The sequence below is a fragment of the Streptomyces broussonetiae genome, assembly GCF_009796285.1.
In the GTDB taxonomy this organism is placed as follows: domain Bacteria; phylum Actinomycetota; class Actinomycetes; order Streptomycetales; family Streptomycetaceae; genus Streptomyces; species Streptomyces broussonetiae.
This window is the reverse complement of the sequence record NZ_CP047020.1, coordinates 6,692,943-6,713,670: the sequence shown is the minus strand read 5'-3', so window position 1 is coordinate 6,713,670 and position 20,728 is coordinate 6,692,943. Positions and strand designations below refer to the sequence as shown.

The following is a 20,728-nucleotide window of genomic DNA, read 5'->3' as shown; positions in this document are numbered from 1 at the left end:
GTGCTCCGGACAGCGCATCCCCCGGGCGGGTGCGTTAACAGGTTTCGTCGCCGGATGGAGCGATTTTCCCGTTGTGAAGTACCGGTGAAGATCACGTGATAATACATCAGGGATGTGGAACATACGGCTTCGCGCCGCCCTGCCCGCCCTCGCCGGCGCGGCCCTGCTCACCGGCACCCTGCTCACCGCCCCCGCCCAGGCGGCCGGAGGCGTATCCATTTACCACGTCTGGTACGACAGCCCCGGCAAGGACGACCGCTCCGACAAGAGCCTCAACGCCGAGTGGGTGCAGATCCGCAACACCGGCGGCTCGACCGTCTCGCTCAAGGGGTGGGTGCTGAAGGACGCCTCCAACCACCGTTACGTCTTCAAGAACGTCAGCATCGGCGCCGGGAAGTACATGAAGATCCACACGGGCCGGGGCTCGGACACCGCGACGGACAAGTACCAGGGCCGCCGCGCGTACGTCTGGAACAACGACCGGGACACGGCCACGCTCACGCGGGCGAACGGGGCCAAGGTCTCGTCGTGTTCCTGGACGAAGCCGGGCGCGGGTCACAAGTACTGCTGACGTAAGTGCTGCTGACGTAGCGCGAAATCGTGCACGTCCGGTCGCGGATCATGGCATCCTTCCCGTTGACGCCCGTCAAGTAGGGCGAAACGGGGAGGAGTCACCACCATGAACCGCATGCGTACGACCACGGCCGTCCTGGCCACGACCGGCCTTCTGGCCGCCGCACAGCTGGGTCTCGCGGGCGGCGCGTTCGCCGCTGCGCAGACGCCGAAAGCCACCGGCTGCCCGATCGACATCGTCTACCCGAGCCGCTTCTACATCGGCTCGAACCACTGGGTGACCAACGGCGGCCTGTACTTCGGTATCAAGAGCAGGACCGCGACCAGCTTCAAGAAGGTCACGTTCACCGTCACGGACAGCAAGAACCTCCGCTTCGGCAAGGCCAAGCCGACCGGCGGCCGGATCACCCACAACTCCTCGACGTCGGTGTCCGTCTACGCGGGGACCCTCAAGGGCAAGGCGAGCCTTGGCATGAGGATCCCCACGCATCTGCTCAACACCCGTGCCTACGCGGTGAAGTTCACCCTCCACGGATCGGGCTGGAACTGCGCCGTCAACCAGGGCACCTGGGGCAACTGACCTCAGGAGCCGAAGGGGCGCCGCTCGCTCTCCCGTCCGGACGGTCCCGGGGTCGCGTCCGCGATCCAGGGGCCGTCCCCGGAGGGGTCGACGATGCCTTCCTCCAGCCAGGTGAAGGAGCCGGCGAGGACGGCCTTGACGACCTTGCGGTCGAGGTCGTCGGTGTTGGTCCACAGCCGGTCGAAGAGTTCCTCGACGCGGATGCGGGCCTGGCGGCAGAAGGCGTCGGCGAGCTGGTAGGCCTCACGGCCGTGCTCGCCCCGGCCGCGCAGCAGTTCGGCCCGTACGCAGGCCGCGCTCATCGCGAACAGTTCGGCGCCGATGTCCACGATCCGCCCGAGGAAGCCCTGCTTGGTCTCCATCCGGCCCTGCCAGCGGGACATGGCGTAGAAGGTGGAGCGGGCCAGTTTGCGGGCGGTGCGCTCGACGTAGCGCAGATGCCCGGACAGATCGACTCCGTTGTTGAACTTGCCGTAGGCAGTGGGCAGTTGACCGGGCCCGGCGACAAGCCTGGGCAGCCACTTGGCGTAGAAGACGCCCGCGCTCGCGCCCGCCTTCGCCTTGTCGGACAGGGACTTGTCGGGGTCGATGAGGTCACCGGCGACCGAGAGGTGGGCGTCGACGGCCTCGCGGGCGATCAGCAGGTGCATGATCTCCGTCGAGCCCTCGAAGATACGGTTGATGCGCAGGTCGCGCAGGATCTGCTCGGCCGGGACGCCGCGCTCGCCGCGCGCCGTGAGCGACTCGGCCGTCTCATAGCCGCGACCGCCGCGGATCTGGACCAGTTCGTCGGCCATCTTCCAGGCCATCTCGGAGCCGTAGAGCTTGGCGAGGGCGGCCTCGATGCGGATGTCGTTGCGGTCCTCGTCGGCCATCTGGGAGGAGAGGTCGAGTACGGCTTCGAGGGCGAATGTCGTGGCCGCGATGAAGGAGATCTTCGAGCCCACCGCCTCGTGCAGCGCGACCGGCTTGCCCCACTGCTCGCGCTCCGCCGACCACTCGCGGGCGATCTTCAGGCACCACTTGCCGGCGCCCGCGCACATCGCGGGCAGCGAGAGCCGGCCGGTGTTGAGGGTGGTGAGCGCGATCTTCAGGCCCGCGCCCTCGGGCCCGATGCGGTTGGCGGCGGGCACCCGGACCTGGTGGAAGCGGGTGACGCCGTTCTCGATGCCGCGCAGGCCCATGAAGGCGTTGCGGTTCTCGACGGTGATGCCCTCCGAGGCCGCCTCGACCACGAACGCGGTGATGCCGCCCTTGTGCCCCTCGGATGCGGGCACCCGCGCCATGACCACGAGCAGGTCGGCGACCACCCCGTTGGTCGTCCACAGCTTCACTCCGTCGAGGACGTAGGTGTCCTCCCCGTCGGGTACGGCCGTGGTGGCGAGGCGGGCCGGGTCGGAGCCGACGTCCGGCTCGGTGAGCAGGAACGCGGAGATGTCGGTGCGGGCGCAGCGGGGCAGGAAGGCGTCCTTCTGCTCCTGGGTGCCGAACATCTTGAGCGGCTGCGGTACGCCGATCGACTGGTGGGCGGACAGGAGCGCGCCGACGGCGGGGCTCGCGGAGCCGACCAGGGCGAGGGCCTTGTTGTAGTAGAGCTGGGTGAGGCCGAGGCCGCCGTACTTGGGGTCGATCTTCATGCCGAGGGCGCCGAGTTCCTTCAGGCCCGCCACGACCTCGTCGGGGATGCGGGCCTCGCGCTCGATGCGGGCGGAGTCGATCGTGGACTCGCAGAAGGCGCGCAGTTCGGCGAGGAACTCCTCGCCGCGCCGGACCGCCTCGTCGTCGGGGAGCGGGTGGGGATGGATGAGGTCGAGCCGGAAGCGCCCGAGGAACAGCTCCTTGGCGAAGCTGGGCTTGCGCCAGTTCTGTTCCCGGGCGGCCTCCGCCACCTGACGGGCCTCGCGCTCGGTGACAGTGGTACGGGGGGTGGTGGGGGCGGACATGAGGCTCACCTCGCCGCGAAGAGGGATGATTGCTGACCGTTCGCTACCGACCAGTGCTACTGGATCGTTGGTACCCGAAACGGGCCGACCCCACCACCCCTCGCGCGTCCGTTCAGCGGATACCCGGCCGATACCGACGAAGCAGGACGTCGTGTCGGAGGGCTCCTGCGACCTCTTGTCCCTCTTCACCTTCTTCGCCCTCTCCGCCTTCTTCCTTCGCCAGGAGCGGTCTGCGGTGTGGCGTCGGGGGTTCTTCCGGGGGGACGGTTCGTGTACCGCACCTCCGTGGCCGCCGTACGGCAAAAGCTGTCGAAGCGCTTCGACATCCTCTGGACACCTCACCTCGGCTGCAGCTAGTGTCCATCCAACTCTCAGCCCGGTCTGTCGGCTGAGCGTCCTGTCGAAGCGCTTCACAAGCTTGGAGAGCCGGATGGTCACCCTCGCCGAGGTCGCCCAGCACGCCGGAGTGTCGGCGAGCACGGTGAGCTATGTCCTCAGCGGCAAGCGGTCCATCTCCGCGACCACCCGGCAGCGGGTCGAGCAGAGCATCCGGGAACTGGGCTACCACCCGAACGCCGGCGCCCGGGCCCTGGCCAGCAACAGGTCGAACATCATCGCGCTGATGATCCCGCTGCGCACCGACATGTACGTGCCGGTGATGATGGAGATCGCCATCGCGGTGGCCACCACGGCCCGTACGCACGGCTACGACGTCCTGCTGCTCACCGGCGAGGAGGGGCCGGACGCGGTGCGCCGGGTCACCGGCAGCGGTCTCGCCGACGCGATGATCCTGATGGACGTCGAGCTGGAGGACGAGCGGCTGCCGCTGCTGCGGCGTGGGGGCGCCCCGACGCGAACAGAGCCGAGAGCGGGCGACGACCAGCCCTCGGTGCTGATCGGGCTGCCCGCCGACACTCGCGGCCTGACCTGTGTGGACCTGGACTGGAGTGCGACCGGCGCGCTGTGCGTGGAGCATCTGGCGGGGCTCGGCCACCGTGAGATCGCTGTCATCGGCGAGGCCCCGGCCGTCTACGAACGGCACACCGGTTTCGCCGAGCGCACCCTCGAGGGGCTGCGCTCACGGGCCCGCGAGTCGGGCGTCCGCGTGCTGCACCGGCCCTGCGAGGGCGGGTACGACGCGATGGCGCTCACCCTGGCCCGGATCTTCGACGAGCGCCCGGGGACCACCGGGTTCGTGGTGCAGAACGAGTCGGCGGTGGAGCCGCTGCTCGCGCTGCTGCGCCAGCAGGGCCGGGCGGTGCCCGAGGACGTGTCCGTGGTGGCCATCGGCCCGGACCAGGTCGCCGTTCAGGCCTCGGTGCGGCTGACCTCCGCCGCCATCCCGGCACAGGAGATGGGCCGGCGGGCCGTGGAGCACCTGGTGGCCAAGCTGGACGGGCGGGGCGGCGAGGAGGTCGTGCTGCTCGCGCCCGAGCTGACCGTACGGGCGAGTTCGGGCCCGGCGCCGACCGCGTCCTGACACCCGCCGCGCACGCCCTGTCCGGGGCAGACCTCTGCCTGCTTCCCCTGTCTGCACTCCTTACGTCGGGAGCCGCCGTGAACCAGCCCGCCGGTATTCAGCCTGTCCTCCAGCAGCCCAGGGTCAGTCTCGCCCAGTCCTCCCCCAGGTCTCGGCAGTCTCCTCCACCGCTCCACCCCCCTGGAGGGCCTGTACGAGCGGTTCGGCGCCGAGCGCGTGGAGTTCGCCGAGGGAGTGGACCGCGTCCGGCTGCGCACCGCCACGGGTGCGTTCCTGCACGTGCCGCCCGCCCACGCGCCGGACGAGGTGCACGGCGCCGAGGGCGCGCTGGACCCGGCCCTGCTCACCGGCCGTACCGACCTGCCGCCGCTCACCACGGATCCGACCGGCACCGAGTTCGCGCTGGTGGACTGGGGCGAGGGCGTGCTGACCCTGCGCGCACCGGACGGCCGGTACCTCTCGGTCGCCGAGGACGGCCGGGTGCGCGCGTCCGCCGACCGGCCCGGCGGCTGGGTGGTCCAGGAGACCTTCCGTCTCGAACCGCACCACAGCGGTCACCTCCTGACACATCTGGGCACGGGGCGCCATGTCCGTGTTGCCGCCGACGGCGTGCAGGTTGCCGGGACCGGGGACGTCTTAGAGGTGATCACGGTCGAGCGGGGCGAGCAGGCTGTGGCCCGGGTCGCGCGGGGCGCGGACGTCGTCCTGGTGGTCGCGGGCAACGACCCGCACATCAACGGCCGCGAGACCGAGGACCGTACGACCCTCGAACTGCCGCGGCACCAGCGGCGGCTGCTGCACGCGGCCCGGGCCGCGAACCCGCGCACGGTGCTGGTGCTGACCTCGGCCCATCCGTACGCGGTGGACGTGAAACAGCTGCCCGCGGTGCTGTGGACCGCGCACGGCGGCCAGCCGGCGGGCACGGCCCTGCCCGGACCCTGGCGGGCGACGTCTCCCCCGCGGGCCGGCTCCCGCAGACCTGGTACGCCCGCGACGCCGACCTGCCCGGCCTGCTCGACTACGACGTGATCGGCAGCCGCCAGACGTACCTCTACTTCGAGGGCACCCCGCTGTTCCCCTTCGGGCACGGCCTGTCGTACGCGTCCTTCCGTTACGGCGCTCTCGTGGTCGGCGTCGCGCACGGCGCGCTCCGGGTCGCGTGCGCGGTGACGAACACCGGGGACCGGGCGGCGGACGAGGTGGTCCAGCTCTACGTGCGGGCCCTCGACCCGTCGGTGGCGCGCCCGCGCCGGGAACTGCTGGCGCTGCGCCGGCTCACCCTCTCGCCCGGCGCGACGGCGGAGGTGGAATTCTGGGACGTGGCCCTGGGCGGGCCGAGGCTGGAGAGGGGTCCGTACGAGCTGCTGGTCGGCGCCTCCAGCGAGGACGTCCGGCTGCGCAGGACCGTCCGGCTCGACGGCAGCGCCGCGGCGCCGCGCCCGGTGGTCCGGCGCGGCCTCGAGGGCGCGGACTTCGACGAGCAGTCCGGCATCGCGATCGTGGACCGGGCACGGGCCGCGGGCGACGCGGTGACCCCGGCGCACGGCGGAACCGGCGAACTGGTCTTCCGTTCCTGTGACTTCGGCCCGGGCGTGACCGGGCTGTCGGCCCGGGTGTCGGGCGAGGGAGTCCTGGAGATAGCGCTGGACGGCGGCCGGGTGCTCGCGTCCCTGTGCCTGCGCACCCCCACGGCCGGCCCCTACGCCTACACCGCCCTGAGAGCCGCCTTCGCCGCCGAGGGCGTGCACGACGTCCGCATCAGGCTGCGCGGCCCCTTGCGGCTCGCGCACGTCGGCTTCTCCGGTTGAGGGTCCGGGGAGGACGGCGACCTGAAGGGGTCCGGCACCGGAAGGCAGCGGTGCCGGACCTCTTCACCGGGGCGGGCCGCCACACCAGCGTGTATGAAAATGGTTCCCATCTGTCATGCCTGTCGTGCACCCGGCCGGGCAGGCGAACGGCCCCGGGTCCGGGACCCGGGGCCGTAGCGGCTGTCGCTCAGGGAGCGGGGGTCAGCCGTGGCTCGCCTTCGCCAGGGCCGGCACGAAGGTCAGGGCGTTCAGCGTGCCCACACCCGTGGCCATGTCGTAGCCCTTGACGGCCTTGTAGCCCTGCACACCCTGGTAGGAGTTGTCGGTGCCGTCGTTGACGTCGACGACGCCGGAGCCCCTGCGGCCCTCGAGGGCGTAGAGCGCCTGGTGGATGTCGCCCACCCGGTGGCCGCCCGCCTGGTCGGCGAGGGCGATGATGCCCGCGAAGAGGGGGCTCGCCTCGCTGGTGCCGCCGCTGACGTCCCAGCCGGTGGCGGTCGGGTCGTAGCTGGAGTAGACCCAGGCACCGCCGTTGACCGCGGCGGCCATCGAGATGTCCGGGGTGCCCCGGCGGGTGCCGACGACGTTCTTCACGCCGTTCTGGAAGGCCGGCCGGGTGAAGACGTGGGACTGGCCGCCGCCGCCCGCGCCGTTGTCGTTGTAGACGCTGTCCGGCTTGACGCGCTCACCCTTGTCGTTCAGGTGGAGCTGGGTGCCGCCGATGGAGGTGACCAACGGGTCCGAGGAGGGCCAGGAGTTGACGCGGTACTTGTAGTAGCCCTTGCCGTCCGCGGTGCTGTCGGTGGCGCCGCCGTCGCCGGAGGAGGCGAGGACGGTCACGTGCTTGCGAGCGGCGTCCTGGAAGGCGTAGCGCAGCTTCTTGATGCTGGAGAAGTCACCCTTGTCGAAGCCCGGGAAGGTGTTCTCGGTGGCACCGAAGCTCTGGCTGATGACGTCGCCGACACCGTGGTCGATCATGTACTTCTCGGCGTCCATCATCTCCGGCAGACCGGTGGTGCCCTCGGTCTCGGCGACGGCCGTCTCCACCAGCACGATCTTGGCGTCCGGCGCGACGGCGTGGGCCATCTCGACGTCGAGGGTGCTCTCGCCGGCCCAGCCGGTCATGTCCGAGTTCTTGGGGTCGAACGGGGGCACCTTGCCCCACTTGACCACGTTGACCTTGGTGCTCTTCAGCCCGAACTGCTTGCTGTAGACGTCGAGATCGTGCTGGATCGTCGGCGAGCCGAACGAGTCCACGATGACGATCGTGCGCCCCTTGCCCGTGACGCCCTTCTTGTACAGCGCGTTGAGGTTGTACGCGGTTCTGTACTGGAGCGGGTTGTAGCAGTTGATGTGCCACTTGGCCTGGCACTGGGCGATGGGGAGGGGGCTGGCCACGCCATGGACGAGGCCGTGCCCCGCAACGGCCGGAGCCGCGAAGGTGTGCGGTACGGCGGCGGGCGCGGCGGTCGTGGCGCCGGCCGAGGAGGTGGTCGCCAGCGCTGCGGCGACGAGTGCGGCGGAGGCGACGGCCGAGGCCGCGACGCCGCGCCCGGTACGGGCTATGTGCATACGTTCCCCTGAGTGATCCTGACACGTCCGTTGTCGGACGAAGTGGTCAGGCGCATCCCATCGGGAGAGTCATGGACAGATCAAGACACTGCGCAGCACTCTTGAACTGCCGATGCCGAATCCTTTACTTGAGAACAGAAATGACCGTCGGCACACGGAAACGGCCGCAGCCCCCGCACAGTGGGCTGCGGCCGTTCCGGCTGACCTGTCCGTGGCAGGTCAGAGCGCGAGACCGGTGAGAACCAGCACGCGCTCGTATGTGTAGTCGTCCATCGCGAACCTGACGCCCTCGCGGCCCACACCGGACTGCTTGGCGCCGCCGTACGGCATCTGGTCGGCGCGGTAGGACGGGACGTCGCCGATCACCACGCCGCCGACCTCGAGGGCACGGTGGGCGCGGAAGGCGACCTGCAGGTCGTGCGTGAACACGCCTGCCTGGAGGCCGTACTTGGAGTCGTTGACCGCGGCGTACGCCTCGGCCTCGCCGTCCACCTTCTGCACGCTGAGGACCGGCCCGAAGACCTCCTCGCGGGCGAGGGTGGTACCGGCCGGCAGGTCGGTGAGCACGGTCGGCGCGTAGGCGGCGCCGTCGCGCTTGCCGCCGGTGAGCAGCTGGGCACCGGCCTCGACCGCCTCCGTCACCCAGGACTCGACGCGCTTGGCCGCGTCCTCGCTGACCAGCGGGCCGACGTCGGTCTTGTCGTCGTTGGGGTCACCGGTGTTCTGGGCCTCGACGGCGGCGACGATGCGCGGCAGCAGCCGGTCGTAGACCGACGCGTCGGCGATCACGCGCTGCACGGAGATGCAGGACTGGCCGCCCTGGTAGTTGGAGAAGGTCGCGATGCGGGTCGCGGCCCAGTCCAGGTCGGCGTCGGAGGCGTAGTCGCCGAGGACGACGGCCGCGCCGTTGCCGCCCAGCTCCAGCGTGCAGTGCTTGCGCGGCACCGAGTCCATGATCGCGTAGCCGACCTTCTCGGAACCGGTGAAGGAGATGACCGGCAGACGCTCGTCCTGGACGAGGGCGGACATCTTGTCGTTGGCGACCGGCAGGATGCTCCAGGACCCGGCCGGCAGGCCCTCGGTCTCGGCGAGGAGGTCGCCGATGATCAGGCCGGAGAGCGGGGTGGCGGGCGCCGGCTTGAGGATGATCGGCGCGCCGGCCGCGATCGCCGGGGCGATCTTGTGGGCGCACAGGTTCAGCGGGAAGTTGAACGGCGCGATACCGAGCACGACACCCTTGGGGAAGCGGCGGGTGAGCGCCAGCCGGCCCTGGCCGCCCGCGTCGGTGTCCAGACGCTGGGCCTCGCCGCCGTTGAACCGGCGGGCCTCCTCGGCGGCGAACCGGAACACGGAGACGGCACGGCCGACCTCGCCGCGGGCCCACTTGACGGGCTTGCCGTTCTCGGCGGAGATCAGCTGGGCGATCTCCTCGGTGCGCTCGGCCAGTCGCCTGCTGACGTGGTCGAGCGCGGCGGCGCGCACGTGCGCCGGGGTGGCGGCGAACTCGTCCCGCACGGCGTACGCCGCGGCCACGGCCTCCTCGACCTGGGCGTCGGTCGGCACGCTGACCTTGCCGACGAGCCGGCCGTCCCACGGGGAGGTGACGTCGAAGGTGTCCTCACCGGTGGCCTGGCGACCGGCGAGCCAGAAGGCGTGGGTGGCCCCCACAGTGTTTTCCTGGGGCATGTGCGAGTCCCGGCCCTTCCGCGTTGGGGGTGTACGTGGTCTTCGTGGTCCACGGTAGGACGCGGGCGGCCAGGGGTCGTTTGTCCGAGCCGTAGCAGTGGGCGCAACGGACGCTACTGTTTGGACTACTCGGTGGAGGTCGCCTTCAGCGCGAGCCACAGCTCCATCCGTACGTCGGGATCGTCCAGCGACCGCCCCAGGATCTCCTCGACCCGCCGCATCCGGTACCGCAGCGTGTGCCGATGCACCCCGAGATCCGCCGCGGCCGCGTCCCACTGCCCGTGCCGGGACAGCCACGCCCGCAGCGAGGCGACCAGGTCCCCTCGCCCCGTCGCGTCATGCTCGTGCAACGCCCGCAGCAACCCGTCGGCGAACGCCTTCACCGCGTCGTCGGCCAGCAACGGCAGCACCGACCCGGCGGCCAGCTGCTCGTGCTCCACCAGCACCCGTCCTCGCCGTCGCGCCACGGACAACGCCTGCTCGGCCTGCTTGTAGGCCGCCGCGGCGGCGATCGGGCCGGCCGGCGCGGACAGCCCGACGACCAGCTCCTCCTCGTCGCCCCCGGCCGTCTGCTCGGGCGCCGCTCGAGCCGCCTCCAGCGCGGCCGCGTACTGCGTACAGGCGGCCACGGCCGCGCCCGAGTCGGCGGCCAGCACCACCAGCCGCTCCCCGTCGGGCACGACCAGTACGGCCTCACCGGAGCGCATGGCGGCGGCCTCGACGCTCTCCGCGAGCCCGTCCAGCGGATCAACGCCGGCCTCGGTGGCGGGGGCGGCGCCCGCGGACACCGACCTGGCGATGTGGCCGTGGGCATCCGCGTGCGCCCGGGCGGCGGAGCCGGACGCCGACTCGGCGACGATCATCCGGAACGGCGCGTCGAGCAGCCCGCCGTACAGGTCCCCGGCGACGGCCCGGGCGTGGTCGGGCTCGCCTGCCAGCAGCATGCGCAGCACGGCCGCACCGATGCGCTGCTCGGCCGCGTGCAGGGAGCGGGAGCGTTCGGTGGTGAGGGTGAGCAGGGCGATGGCGGAGTGCACGGCGTAGCGCTCGGCGGTGCCCAGGGCGGCGGCCGTGCCCACGGCGAGCGCGGCACGCGGGCGCCGCCCGGTGCCGAGGGAGTGCATCTCGACCCGGTCCTCGTGATCGGGCCCGCCGACGACGGAGGAGGCGGGGGCGGGCCGCTCCCGCAGCCGTTCCACCTCGGCGGTCAGGCGCGCCGCCCGGCGGCCCGCCCACTCCGGCGCGGCGGCGACGACGGCACCCGAGGCGTCGTACAGCGCGGCCCACCCGTCGACCTGCGCGGCGAGCGCGCCGAGCAGCCCCTCCGGGCCGGCGTTGAGGGCCTGCTTGGTCAGCTCGCGCTGCGCGGCGAAACCTGCCGTGACGGCCCGGTACTGGTCGGCGGCGATGGCGGCCGAGACGGCCTTGCTGATGGCGAGGAAGGGGGTGCGGCGGGGCACCTCGAGCAGCGGCAGCCCCTCCTGCCGCGCGGCCTCGACGAGCGCCTCGGGAATGTCCTCGTAATTCACCCCGACGGCGAACCCGAGCCCCACGACACCGGCCCCCACCAGCCGCTTCACATAGCGCCGCATGGCCTGCGGGTCCTCCGCGTCCAGCTTGAGCGCGGTGATCAGCAGCAGCTCGCCGCCCTCCATGTACGGCACGGGGTCGGCCAGCTCGCTGACGTGCGCCCAGCGGACGGGCACGTCGAGACGGTCCTCGCCCGCGCGCACGGTCAGCTTGAGCGCGGAGTGCTGGACGAGCGAGGCGAGGGTAGGGGGCATGGGACCTTCAGGGTGAGGGGGATCCGCTGATCACAACGACACGACGGGGACGACGACCAGGACGACGACCACCAGGACGACGACGAACCCGCCGATCAGACCGAACACGCCGATCAGACCGATCGCGCCGAACCCGCTGATCGCACGGCCCCGGCGATCTCTTGGCCGCCACGTATGAACGGCCTACCCCGATTCTGCCTCACCGTACGATCCCCCGCGTCCCCCTCACCCCCTCAGATCCACCAACAGCGGCGGCGCGTGCTCCCCCCGCACACTCGTCAACGACAACACGGCATGCCCCGCCGGCACCCCATGAGCCAACTCGGAGGCAGACCAGCGCTCCCGCTCGACTTGGCGGACGGTGACGGCCTCCGTCGTCACCGCTTTGCCGGTCACCAGCTTGCGCAGGGCATGGATCGCGCGCGTCATGGGCTGGTTGGCGAAGACGGTGTGGCGAGCCACGTCCCGGGTCTCCACCCATTCGGTGCCCCACGCCTCCGCGAACCTGCCGCCGTCCCACGTGGCCACCCCGGAGAACGCCATCCGGCAGCCGACGGCCGCGTACAGCGGACCGTGCAGCGCCTCGGGGACGTCACCGACCGTGCGCAGGGCGAGCACGACGCCCGCGTTACGGGAGCGCAGCCGCGGGATGCGACGGATGGACTCGGTCGTCACCGCGCCGGTGGCGTCGTCCAGCACGAGGCCGACGAAGTGGGACCGTTCGCCGACCGACGCCACGGCGCCGAACTGGGCCAGTACCAGCCGGGTGACGATCCGTGATGCCTCTTCGTGTCCCCGCTCGGGCAGGTCGATGCGCACCCTCAGCGGATGGTGGGCGACGGCGCGCAGTGAGAAGGGGCGTGCGCCCGCGCCGTCCGTTCCGAAGAACTCGGCGAATACCGGCCGGTCCAGCACGGCGAGCCGGTCCGCCAGGGCCGGGCCGGGATCGCCCGCGCTGCCCGACTGCCGGACGCGCGCCTCGAGTTCGCGGCGCATCCCGCCGTGCTCGTCCCCCTCCAGCGCGCCGCGCAGCGACGCCAGGGCCGACGGCTCCCCTTCCAGCAGTTCGCGCAGCGCAGGCAGTGTCGGGAAGCGTCCGTACGCCGCCCGGTAGGGCCCGAGGAGCTGGGCGAGCGCGGTGACCGCCCGTTGGCCGCCGACCGTGTCCAGGTCACCGGCCAGCCCTTCCGCCAGGAAGGCGGCCGCCTCGTCCGGGTCCTCGGACTCCGCGTACGGGTCGAGGTCGTGAACGGACGCGGGGTCGCCGAGGCGTACGACGACGTCGTAGGCCGAGTCGGGTCCGAGCGGGGTGCCGGCCGCGCAGACGGCGACGACGGCGCACTGCCCGGCGAGCGCCTGCAGGCCGAGGGATTCGACGACCGGTCGGATCAGGTGACGCGTCTTGCCCGAACCGGAGGGTCCGACGGCCAGCAGCGAGGTGCCGAGAGTGCCCGGCGCGAGGGCGGCCCCCGCGCCGCCGAATCCGGTCGGGGTGCGGTCGCCCGCAACCCACTGCCCGATGCGCACCTGCCCGGCGAGCAGATCGTGCCGGGCGGCACGGCCGGGCAGGTCCCGGTGGCCGGACGGGTGGGTCCCGGCGGCGGCGCCCTCACGCAGGACCAGCTCGGAGAAGGACGAGACCCGGGCCCGGGCGCGGGCCACGGTCCACATGTGGCCGACCCTCGCACAGTCCACGTCGTTCATCCGGCCGGCCTGCACCTCAGCGGCGAGCAGATCGGCGGCCTGGTGCTGACCGGCCTCCCGCAGCTCGGGCCACTGGGACGGCCGCCGGTCCACGGCCGGCTCTGCGGCCTGCTGCGCCTTCGCCCGCCCACGCGCGGCGAGCGCCTCGTTCGCGACGGACCACCAGCCGCCGATGCGGGCGAACGGCCACAGCACCAGCAGGGTGATGAGCGCGTACAGCCCGTCCGTGAGCGGCTCCGACGCGAACACGCCGTAGTCACCGGTGATCAGGACGATGAGCGAGAACACCGGATCCTGGACGGGCAGGGCGTTCCAGCCGAGTCCGAACGCGCTCGGGAAGACGAAGGCGATCGCCACCAGTGCCCCCAGTGCGGCGATGAGGGCGCGAGCCGGTTGTTCACGGCGGGTGACGACGTGCCGGATGATGTCGGCCCAGCTGCCCAGGCGCGCCATGCCGTAGACGAGGATCGCGAAGACCACGCCGTCGGCGACCGTGATGGCCTCGGCTCCCTTGTAGCTCTTGGGCGTCGTGGTGCCGCCCCACCACCAGCCGTCCGGAGTGAGCAGCTTGAGGACGGTCCACTGGTAGGGAAGACTGCCGTGCCGCCACAGTGACCACAGAAGCAGTCCCGCCACGAGCGGCACGACGAAGCCGACGATGGTGACGGGGGCGAGGCGCTGGCCCTGGCGTGCGACTTTGGGCACCTGGTAGCCGTAGCGCCAGATACCGGGCGCGACGGCCGGGCGCGGCTGGTCGAGCCAGTCGGCGACGGGTGAACGGGCCTGTGAGGTGTGGGGGGCGTACGAGGGAGGCGCGGCCGGGGGCGGCAGGTCCGGCGCGCGGGTCGGCATCGGCGGCACCCCCACCCCCTCCACCGGTGGAGCAGGGCGGGGTACGGGATTCGTGTGCGTGCCGCGTGGGTCGCGCGTGCCGTCGCTGTCCATCGCCCTGCCCCCTGACCTGCCGTTCCGTCCACCGTCAGCGAGCCAATCTAACGCCCCGGCAAGGGGAGTTCACCGCTTACACGGCCGAGAGGGCCCGCCGACTGGGCGTACCGCGGTCACTCGACTATGTCCACGGCGGACAACCGGCGTCGCCGACAACGCCCACATGGAGCATGCCCACCCCCTGTCCCCGGCCCTAGCCTGCGAAGAAAGATAGGTAAGCGGCCGAAAACACACCGCCCGGAATCACCCGGGACGCCAGATCAGACCGCAGATCAGACCGCCCGGTACGCAAGAGCATCAGGAGCCCTCATGACCGCACTTCCGCAGGAGCGCCGCGTCGTCACCGCCATCCCCGGACCGAAGTCGCAGGAGCTGCAGGCCCGCCGTACCGCCGCGGTCGCGCAGGGCGTGGGCTCCACGCTGCCGGTCTTCGTCACCCGCGCCGGCGGCGGCGTCATCGAGGACGTCGACGGCAACAGCCTCATCGACTTCGGGTCCGGTATCGCGGTGACCTCCGTCGGCGCCTCCGCCGAGGCCGTCGTACGCCGTGCCTCCGCCCAGCTCGCCGACTTCACCCACACCTGTTTCATGGTCACCCCCTACGAGGGCTACGTCGCCGTCGCCGAGGCGCTGGCCGAGCTGACCCCCGGTGACCACGCCAAGAAGTCCGCGCTGTTCAACTCCGGCGCCGAGGCCGTCGAGAACGCCGTCAAGATCGCGCGTGCCTACACCAAGCGGCAGGCCGTGGTGGTCTTCGACCACGGGTACCACGGGCGGACCAACCTCACCATGGCGCTCACCGCCAAGAACATGCCGTACAAGCACGGCTTCGGGCCGTTCGCGCCCGAGGTGTACCGCGTCCCGGTGGCCTACGGCTACCGCTGGCCCACCGGCCCGGAGAACGCCGGTCCCGAGGCCGCCAAGCAGGCCATCGACCAGATGAGCAAGCAGGTCGGTGCGGACAACATCGCCGCGATCATCATCGAGCCCGTGCTCGGCGAGGGCGGCTTCATCGAGCCGGCCAAGGGCTTCCTCCCGGCGATCCGCCAGTACGCCGCCGACAACGGCATCGTGTTCGTGGCCGACGAGATCCAGAGCGGCTTCTGCCGGACCGGCCAGTGGTTCGCCTGTGAGGACGAGGGGATCGTCCCCGACCTGATCACCACCGCCAAGGGCATCGCCGGTGGTCTGCCGCTCGCCGCCGTCACCGGGCGCGCCGAGATCATGGACTCCGCGCACGCCGGTGGCCTGGGTGGTACGTACGGCGGCAACCCCGTCGCCTGCGCGGGTGCACTCGGCGCCATCGAGACCATGAAGGAGCTGGACCTCAACGGCAAGGCCAAGCGCATCGAGGAGATCATGAAGGGTCGCCTCACCGCCATGGCCGAGAAGTTCGACGTCATCGGTGAGGTGCGTGGCCGCGGCGCCATGATCGCCATCGAGCTGGTCAAGGACCGCACCACCAAGGAGCCGAACCCGGAGGCCACCGCCGCGCTCGCCAAGGCCTGCCACGCCGAGGGCCTGCTGGTCCTGACCTGCGGCACCTACGGCAACGTGCTGCGCTTCTTGCCCCCGCTGGTCATTGGCGAGGACCTGCTGAACGAGGGCCTCGACATCATCGAGCAGGCGTTCACGCGCATCTGAGCGGCCCGCACGCACCGCTGACGTGGCGTACGGCAGGCCGTGTGAAGAACGTGTGCGAGGTGGATGGCGGGACGCGATTCCGCCTGCCCAACCGCCTCGGCCTGCCGTAGGTTCTACGCAGATGAGAGATACACCCCGCCCACAGGGGACTGTGGGCGGTCTCAGGCCGGGGCCTCCCCAGCTTCGACCTGGTCGTGCCCTCGCGCACACAACCGGCGCCTGACGGCTCCGGGATCTCCTCACCGATCGGACGGTCGCCGCCCCAAACCCCCCGGGGCGCGCGACGTTCCGATCCGGACGGCCGCCTCGGAACCACCCCCCCTGTTCCGGGGCGGCCGACCTCCTTCCCCGCGCATCCGCGTATGTCTGCCAAGCTGGGCGCCGTGTCGACCGTAGTCCGCCGTGCCCCGCTCCTGGTCCTCCCGGCCGTCCTCTTCGCCCTGTGCACCTGGCAGGTCCTGGCCCACGGCCCGCTGCTGCGCCTGGACGCCCACCTCAGCCGGACGCTCGTCCATCCGGACCGGTTCTCCGAGATCCTGTCCGACCTGGGCAACATCGAGGTCGCCGTCCCGGTCCTCGTCCTCGTCCTTGGCTACGTCCTGTGGCGCGGCCGGGCCGCCGGCGCGCCCCGCTGGTGGTTGCCGCCCGCCGCCGCGGCCGTCCTGATGGCGCTCGTCCCGGCGGTCATCGTTCCGCTCAAGGACTGGACCGCACGGCCGGGGACCCCCGTGGTGCCCCCGGCCGTCGGCTACTTTCCCTCCGGGCACACGGCGACCGCGGCCATCGCCTACGGCTCCGCGACCCTGCTCCTGATCCCCTGGCTCCGCTCCGCCCTCACCCGGCGCCTCCTGGTGACCGGCTGCGCGCTGCTGGTCCTCGGGGTGTCGTACGGCCTGGTCCGCCACGGCTATCACTGGCCGCTGGACGTGGCGGCCAGCTGGTGTCTGTGCACCGTGCTGCTGACCGCCCTGTCCCTCGTGCCCGGTGCCGTCCGGGACGACGGCCTCACCCGAAGTACGCGTCGAAGTTCTTCTGGAACTCCCAGTTCGAGTAGCGGTCCCAGTTCACCGACCACGTCATCAGACCCCGCAGGTCCGGCCAGGTCCCGTGGGTCTGGTAGGAGCCGCAGTTCGTCTTCTTCGTCAGGCAGTCCAGAGTCTTCGTGACCTCGGACGGCGCGACGTAGCCGTTGCCCGCGTTGGTCGACGCCGGCATGCCGATCGCCACCTGGTCCGGGCGCAGCGGCGGGAAGACGTTGTTCGGGTCGCCCGCGACCGGGAAGCCGGTGAGCAGCATGTCGGTCATGGCGATGTGGAAGTCGGCGCCGCCCATGGAGTGGTACTGGTTGTCCAGGCCCATGATCGGCCCCGAGTTGTAGTCCTGGACGTGCAGCAGGGTGAGGTCGTCGCGCAGGGCGTGGATGACCGGGAGGTAGGCCCCGCAGCGCGGGTCCTGGCCGCCCCACTTCCCGGTGCCGTAGTACTGGTAGCCGTTCTGCACGAAGAAGGTCTCCGGCGCCATCGTCAGCACGAACCTGGAACCGTACTTGGCCTTCAGGGTCTTGAGTGCCGAGATGAGGTTGACGATCACCGGTGTGGTCGGGTTCCTGAAGTCCGTGTCGTTGGTGTCCAGGGACAGCGAGTGGCCCTCGAAGTCGATGTCCAGGCCGTCGAGGCCCCAGGTGTCGATGATGTTCGAGACCGAGGAGACGAAGGTGTCGCGGGCCGCGGTGGTGGTCAGCTGGACCTGGCCGTTCTGACCGCCGATCGAGATCAGCACCTTCTTGCCGGCCGCCTGCTTGGCCTTGATGGCCGCCTTGAAGTCGGCGTCGGACTCGGCGTTCGGGCAGTCGGTGACCGGGCAGCGGTTGAAGTGGATGTCGCCGGAGGTGGGCGAGGTCGGCTCGCCGAAGGCCAGGTCGATGACGTCCCAGCTGTCGGGGACGTCGGCGAGGCGGGTGTAGCCGGACCCGTTGGCGAAGCTCGAGTGGAGATAGCCGATCAGGGCGTGGGTCGGCAGACCGGTGGAGCCGCCGCCGCTGCCCGAGCCGGTCGTCGCCGTCACGACCGCCGATTTCGCGGACTCCCCCGCGGCATTGCTCGCGGTGACCTGGAAGCTGTACGCCGTCGCCGCCGAAAGACCCGTCACGGTGGCCGAAGTGCCGCTCACGGTCTGGGACTTCACACCGTCGCGGTAGACCGTGTAGCTCGTCGCACCGGTCACCGCCGACCAGGACAGGGCCACGGAGGACGAGGTGACGGACCCGGCGGTCAGGCCCGCGGGCGCGGCGGGCGGCTGTCCGGTGCCGGTGCCGCTGCCACCGGGGCCGACGAGGGAGATGTCGTCGGCGTTGTAGGCGCCGGTGCCGTACCAGCCGTGGGTGTAGACGGTCACGTGGGTGGTGGCGGCGCCGGTGGTGAAGGTGGTGCTCAGCTTCTGCCAGTCGGGGGCGGACTGGGTCCAGGTCGAGACGTCAGTGGTGCCGGTGCCGTTCGCGCCGAGGTAGACGTAGGAGCCGCGGACGTAACCGGACAGCGTGTACGTCGAGTTGGGCTGGACGCTCACCGTCTGCGTGCACTGGGCGTCGTCGTTGCCCGCCGGGGTCGCCTGGAGTGCCGAACTCCCGCTGTGCACGGGCGAGCCGACGGTCGTACCGGCCGTACAGCTCCAGCCGTCGAGGCCGGATTCGAACCCGCCGTTCGTCATGACGTCCGCGTCGGCCGCACGGGCGGCCGACGAGAGCGCGGTGAGGCCGGGCACGGCCAGCAGTGCGGCCGTGAGCAGCGCGACGAGGGATCTGGGAGGTCTGGCGCGGTCCACAAGGGCCTCCGGTGCCGGGGGAGTTGGAGGGTGGGGCGTGGAGCATGGAGCGCACTCAACTTGGTCCAGACCAATCCTCTTGTCAAGGTGTCCGGGCACGCCCGCGGCAGGACGTCCGCCCGCAGGACCTACCCGCCCTTGCCTCCACCCCCGACCGGCCCCGCCGCCGCCTCGTGCATCGCCAGCTCCAGCAGCGCGGCGTCCGTCAGCGTGCCCGAGCCGTCCGGCGGCACCAGCCAGCGCACTCCCCGGGTCGTCCGGCCCGGGTGCGGCACGACGATCCAGGTGCCGGACCCGGCGGCGCGGATGCCGGTGCCGACCCAGCGGGCCGCAGTGCCCGGGGAAACGAAGAACCCGACCCGGTTGTCACCGAAGTCGGCGAGCACCGGGCCGGGCCGGTCGAGGATCCGGGTGAGTACGTCCAGGGTCGGATAGCCGAGGTCACCGGGCAGGATCAGCACGTCCCAGGCCCTGCCGGCGGGCAGCAGCGCGACCCCGAGGGGACTGCGCTCCCATGCCCAGCGGCAGGCCTCGGGATCCGGTGCCACGGATGCCAGCCATTCGACGGCCGTCTTCGCCCCAGTCATCAGAAGGCCTCCCTCTACTCCTGTCGACGCGGTCGCGTCAGCAGGAGAGAGGGAGGCCTTCCGCGGGCATTACGCGGGTTCCGCACGCCTCGTCGAGTGAGCTGTATCACACAGCGGCCCGGCGGCGACGGCCAAGACGGGACACCTCAGCTGTCGAAGCCCAGCCCCAGCCGGTCCATCGTGCGCAGCCACAGATTGCGGCGGCCGCCCTGCGCGTCCGCGCGGGCCAGGGACCACTTGGTGAGGGCGATCCCGGTCCAGGCGAACGGCTCCGGCGGGAACGGCAGCGGCTTCTTGCGGACCATCTCCAGCTCCGTCCGCTCGGTGCGCTCCCCGTCCAGCAGGTCCAGCATCACGTCCGCGCCGAAGCGGGTGGCGCCGACGCCGAGCCCGGTGTAACCGGCCGCGTAGGCGACCCTGCCCTGGTGCGCGGTGCCGAAGAACGCCGAGAAGCGCGAGCAGGTGTCGATCGCGCCGCCCCAGGCGTGGGTGAAGCGGACGCCCTCCAGTTGCGGGAAGCAGCTGAAGAAGTGCCCCGCGAGCTTGGCGTACGTCTCCGGGCGGTCGTCGTACTCGGCGCGCACCCGGCCGCCGTAGTGGTGGACCGCGTCGTAGCCGCCCCACAGGATGCGGTTGTCGGCGGACAGCCGGAAGTAGTGGAACTGGTTGGCGCTGTCCCCCAGCCCCTGTCGGTTCTTCCAGCCGATCGAGGCCAGTTGGCCGGCGTCGAGCGGCTCGGTCATCAGCGCGTAGTCGTAGACCGGCACGGTGTAGGAACGCACGCGGCGCAGCAGGCTCGGGAAGATGTTCGTGCCGAGCGCCACGTGGCGGGCGCGGACCTGGCCGTACGGGGTGCGTACGGCCATACCGGCGCCGTAGCTCCGCAGGGTCAGCGCGGGCGTGTGCTCGTACACCCGTACGCCGAGCTTCTGGCAGGCCTTCTTCAGGCCCCAGGCCAGCTTCGCGGGGTGCAGCATGGCCACGCCCCGCCGGTCCCACAGGCCCGCCTGGAAGGTGGGCGAGTGCACCTCCTCGCGCACGGCGTCGGCGTCCAGGAACTCGACGCCGTCCGCGAGGCCCTTCTCCGCCAGTTCCCGGTGCCAGTCCTTCAGCTCCCAGGCCTGGTAGGTCTCGGTGGCGACGTCGATCTCGCCGGTGCGCTCGAAGTCGCAGTCGATGCCGTGCCGGGCGAGCGCGGCCTCGATCTCGTCGAGGTTGCGCCGGCCCAGCTCCTCCAGTTTCCCGATCTCGTCGGGCCAGCGGGTCAGGCCGTTGGGCAGGCCATGGGTGAGGGAGGCGGCACAGAAGCCGCCGTTGCGACCGGAGGCGGCCCAGCCCACCTCGCGGCCTTCCAGGAGCACCACATCACGCTGCGGATCGCGCTCCTTGGCGTTCAGCGCGGTCCACAGCCCGCTGTAGCCACCGCCGACGACCAGCAGATCGCAGGTGTCGGTGCCGGTGAGGGCCGGCGCGGCGTGCGGCTTTCCAGGGTCTTCCAGCCAGTACGGGACCGGCTGGGCTTCGGAGAGAGAGGCGATCCAGTTGTCTTTGCCACGGCTCATGGCGCTTGGGGCCATGATTTCAACTCCCTACGAGGGC

At 71.3% G+C, this 20,728-nt stretch carries 12 protein-coding genes and 2 pseudogenes; 6 read left to right on the top strand and 8 right to left on the bottom strand.

The window, feature by feature from the left end:
• Positions 1–112: 112 nt before the first annotated feature.
• A complete protein-coding gene (locus tag GQF42_RS31070; protein ID WP_158925368.1) occupies positions 113–571 on the top strand; it encodes a lamin tail domain-containing protein in 459 nt (152 codons plus the stop codon).
• Positions 572–688: 117 nt separating this feature from the next.
• Positions 689–1,153, top strand: a complete 465-nt coding sequence (locus GQF42_RS31065; RefSeq protein ID WP_233273513.1) for a hypothetical protein — start codon at positions 689–691, stop codon at positions 1,151–1,153.
• A gap of 2 nt (positions 1,154–1,155) precedes the next feature.
• Here the strand turns inward: GQF42_RS31065 and GQF42_RS31060 are convergent, their stop codons facing one another.
• Positions 1,156–3,096 (bottom strand): acyl-CoA dehydrogenase family protein, encoded by a 1,941-nt coding sequence (locus GQF42_RS31060; RefSeq protein ID WP_158925364.1) that lies wholly within the window; start codon positions 3,094–3,096, stop codon positions 1,156–1,158.
• A 430-nt stretch (positions 3,097–3,526) separates the two neighbouring features.
• Here GQF42_RS31060 and GQF42_RS31055 point away from each other — a divergent pair, with 430 nt between their 5' ends.
• Entirely contained in the window at positions 3,527–4,576 is a 1,050-nt protein-coding gene (locus tag GQF42_RS31055) for a LacI family DNA-binding transcriptional regulator (protein WP_158925362.1), read from the top strand.
• A gap of 153 nt (positions 4,577–4,729) precedes the next feature.
• Positions 4,730–6,384: pseudogene (locus GQF42_RS31050) on the top strand (glycoside hydrolase family 3 C-terminal domain-containing protein); the annotation flags it as partial.
• A gap of 201 nt (positions 6,385–6,585) precedes the next feature.
• Here the strand turns inward: GQF42_RS31050 and GQF42_RS31045 are convergent.
• The 4 genes from GQF42_RS31045 to GQF42_RS31030 form a co-directional block, all read right to left on the bottom strand.
• Complete coding sequence (locus GQF42_RS31045; protein ID WP_158925360.1) at positions 6,586–7,956, bottom strand: S53 family peptidase; 1,371 nt, start codon at positions 7,954–7,956, stop codon at positions 6,586–6,588.
• Positions 7,957–8,175: 219 nt separating this feature from the next.
• Entirely contained in the window at positions 8,176–9,624 is a 1,449-nt protein-coding gene (locus GQF42_RS31040) for an aldehyde dehydrogenase family protein (RefSeq protein ID WP_158925358.1), read from the bottom strand.
• A gap of 143 nt (positions 9,625–9,767) precedes the next feature.
• Positions 9,768–11,426 (bottom strand): PucR family transcriptional regulator, encoded by a 1,659-nt coding sequence (locus tag GQF42_RS31035; RefSeq protein ID WP_158925356.1) that lies wholly within the window; start codon positions 11,424–11,426, stop codon positions 9,768–9,770.
• Positions 11,427–11,651: 225 nt separating this feature from the next.
• Positions 11,652–14,075 carry an ATP/GTP-binding protein gene (locus GQF42_RS31030; protein ID WP_158925355.1) on the bottom strand — a complete coding sequence of 808 codons (2,424 nt, stop codon included), beginning with the start codon at positions 14,073–14,075 and terminating at the stop codon, positions 11,652–11,654.
• A gap of 312 nt (positions 14,076–14,387) precedes the next feature.
• Between GQF42_RS31030 and gabT the strand changes: the two genes are divergently transcribed.
• Together gabT and GQF42_RS47325 are read left to right on the top strand one after the other, a co-directional pair.
• Positions 14,388–15,722, top strand: coding sequence for a 4-aminobutyrate--2-oxoglutarate transaminase (gene gabT, locus GQF42_RS31025; RefSeq protein WP_158925353.1), 1,335 nt, complete (start codon positions 14,388–14,390; stop codon positions 15,720–15,722).
• 362 nt (positions 15,723–16,084) lie between these two features.
• A pseudogene (locus GQF42_RS47325) lies at positions 16,085–16,642 on the top strand (phosphatase PAP2 family protein); the annotation flags it as partial.
• An 85-nt stretch (positions 16,643–16,727) separates the two neighbouring features.
• On the opposite strand, the gene GQF42_RS31015 reads toward GQF42_RS47325, so the two are convergent.
• The 3 genes from GQF42_RS31015 to GQF42_RS31005 form a co-directional block, all read right to left on the bottom strand.
• Positions 16,728–18,542, bottom strand: a complete 1,815-nt coding sequence (locus GQF42_RS31015) for a chitinase (protein ID WP_158925351.1) — start codon at positions 18,540–18,542, stop codon at positions 16,728–16,730.
• Between the two features lie 128 nt (positions 18,543–18,670).
• Positions 18,671–19,129 carry a hypothetical protein gene (locus GQF42_RS31010; RefSeq protein ID WP_158925349.1) on the bottom strand — a complete coding sequence of 153 codons (459 nt, stop codon included), beginning with the start codon at positions 19,127–19,129 and terminating at the stop codon, positions 18,671–18,673.
• 146 nt (positions 19,130–19,275) lie between these two features.
• Complete coding sequence (locus tag GQF42_RS31005) at positions 19,276–20,706, bottom strand: NAD(P)/FAD-dependent oxidoreductase (protein WP_158925347.1); 1,431 nt, start codon at positions 20,704–20,706, stop codon at positions 19,276–19,278.
• Positions 20,707–20,728: the final 22 nt, after the last annotated feature.